Raw genomic sequence first — 2,438 nt, 5'->3', positions numbered from 1 at the left:
CTAGCCCGGATTATGCACTAAGCGTTGGCCGGGCGAGACAGAAGGAAACACCGTCCGGATACTTGGAGTGCTGACAACCAAGAACGGACGGTGTTTCTATGTCCGAGTCTACCCCATGCGTGGCGGCCTTCCCGACCCATGCGGGCGTTCCGCTGACCGCTGCCTTCGACGGTGGCCGGCTCACCAGCGATGGTGGCCTGCCGTGGCTTGCCGAGGCCGATGCGGCGCTGGGCTTGTGCGAGCAACTCGCCGCCTGCCTCCCCGCCCCGCAGCGCAAGCGCCATCCGCTCGTGGCGCTGTGCCGCCAGCGGGTGTTCCAAATTGCCTGTGGCTACGCCGACCAGAACGATGCTACCACCCTGCGCCACGACCCGCTGTTCAAGCTGCTCTGCGGACGGTTGCCCGAGAGCGACCCGCCCCTCGCCAGCCAGGCAACGCTGTCCCGCTTCGAGAATCGCGTGGACCGCCGCAGCCTCGAACGGCTCGCCACCGCCCTGGTGACTCTCTACCTCCGCGAACGGGGGCGGCACGGGCGGCCGACGCAGGTGCTGCTCGACCTCGATGGCACGGCCGACCCCGCCCATGGCAAGCAGGAGGGCGTGCGCTACCACGCCTACTATCGCCAGCACATGTACCATCCCCTGCTGGTCTTCGACGGCGACACCGGCCAGCTCATCACCGCCGTGCTGCGCCCGGGCAATGCCCATGGCAGCCGCTTCGCCGTCCTGGTACTCCGCCGGCTGGTGCACCGGCTGCGGGCCGCGTGGCCCGGGCTGCAGGTGGAACTGCGGGCGGACAGCGGCTTTGCCGTCCCACGGCTCTACCGGTGGTGCGAAGCCAATCGCGTGCACTACACCATCGGTCTGATCCCCAATCCCCGCCTGGAGGCGGTAGCCGCGCCGCTGCTCGCGGAAGCGCAGGCGAAGAGCGACGCCGCCGGTGGAGAAAAGGTTCGCCTGGCAGGGGCGACCTGGTATCAGGCGGACAGCTGGCCGCAACAGCGACGGGTGGTCTACAAGGCGGAGGTGCTGGCGCAAGGGCCGAATACGCGCTTTGTCGTCACCGACCATGCCGAGGCACCGCTCGCGGTGTATGACCGCTACGTGGACCGCGGCCAGTGTGAGAACTACATCAAGGACTTCAAGAACGCCCTGGCCGCCGACCGCCTCAGCAACCACCGCTTCCTGGCCAACCAGTTCCGGCTCTTCCTGCATGCTGCTGCCTACTGGCTCTTGCACACGCTGCGCGGTTGGCTCGCTGGGACGGAACTCGCCGTCGCCCAGTTCGACACCATCCGCCTCCGGCTGCTCAAGCTCGCCGGCCGCGTGCGCCAGTTGCTGACCTGCGTCCGGCTCCATCTCGCAGCCAGCCATCCCAGCGAGCCGCTCTGGCGCCACCTCGCCACCCGTCGCGCCGCCGCTAATGCATAATCCGGGCTAGGGTGGCCCCTGGACTGCGCCGGAGACGCAGATCGCCACGATATCGCCGCCGCGGAGCGTCATCGCCTCTACCGGCGCGCTCGAGCCGGCGAAGTAGAGCGCGTCGAAGAGGTGGGTGCCGTTGTTTACGCGCCAGGCCGAACGAATGTTGCTGACCGGCTGAAACCCTGATAAGAAGGCCGCCACGCTCACCGTGCTTACCATACCGCCGGAGACCCCCACAAAGTCGCAGGGCGGCGAATAGGTCGTCGAACCGGCGGGTGGTCCCGAGGTGAGCGCCGGCGATGTAAACGAGCTGCTGAGTGGCTGTGCCGGACCTCCGGTCAGCGTCGCACCGGCGTTGGCAGCGCCCGGTGAGGCCGTGCTCGAAGCGATCGTGTTCGGGTTCGCGCCGATCGCGATGGTCGAAGAGGCGCCTGGGCCGCCGGCAGCGTTCGTGTTCGGACTTGAGGTCGTCGAGCCACCGGAGCCCGGCCCCGGAGTCGGCCCGCCGGATGCGCCGGTGGGCGCGCTGTTCGCAGGCGGCGTCGCTTGGGTCAACTGCGGCGTGGATTGCCCGGCGTCGATATAACCCAGCGAGGGGTCGTTCGGTTTGTGCCAGAGGACTGTATTGACGTCGGCGTTGGCCGGTAGGCCGAAGCGGTTGGCGGCCGTCGCGTCCACGTCCTGCGTCTCGCCCGCGCCCAGGCGGATGGCGCAGCCGGACGTCGCGTTGCACGCGCCGTTGGAGACGATCTGGTTCTGCTGCAGCACGGTGCCCTCGGGCTGACTGAATGCGGCAGCGCCCGAGCTGCCCGGCTCGATCAACACACCGGTGCGCAGATCCTCGGAACTGATGGTGTTGGTTGTTACCGTCGTGCTGCGGGCGCCGGCGATGTCGATGCCGATCCAGTTGCGGATCAGGCGGTTGCTGGAAACGGTGGTAAAGAGCGGGTACAGCCCGGCGCCGAAGTCGCCGATGCGGATGCCGGCCGCGCCCGGCGTGCGGTTCGACTCGAT

General features: G+C 68.4%; 1 protein-coding gene and 1 pseudogene. One reads left to right on the top strand and one right to left on the bottom strand.

Features of this window, described 5'->3' with window-relative positions:
- Positions 1 to 119 precede the first annotated feature (119 nt).
- Positions 120 to 1,430, top strand: coding sequence for an IS1380 family transposase (locus VFA16_RS18440; protein WP_324969201.1), 1,311 nt, complete (start codon positions 120 to 122; stop codon positions 1,428 to 1,430).
- A gap of 6 nt (positions 1,431 to 1,436) precedes the next feature.
- On the opposite strand, the pseudogene VFA16_RS18435 reads toward VFA16_RS18440, so the two are convergent.
- Positions 1,437 to 2,438 (bottom strand): annotated as a pseudogene (locus VFA16_RS18435) (hypothetical protein); the annotation flags it as partial.

This window comes from Mycobacterium sp. (genome assembly GCF_035653355.1).
Taxonomy (GTDB): Bacteria; Actinomycetota; Actinomycetes; order Mycobacteriales; family Mycobacteriaceae; genus Mycobacterium.
The sequence above is the reverse complement of the archived record's forward strand: the minus strand, read 5'-3'. Positions and strand labels throughout refer to the sequence as shown.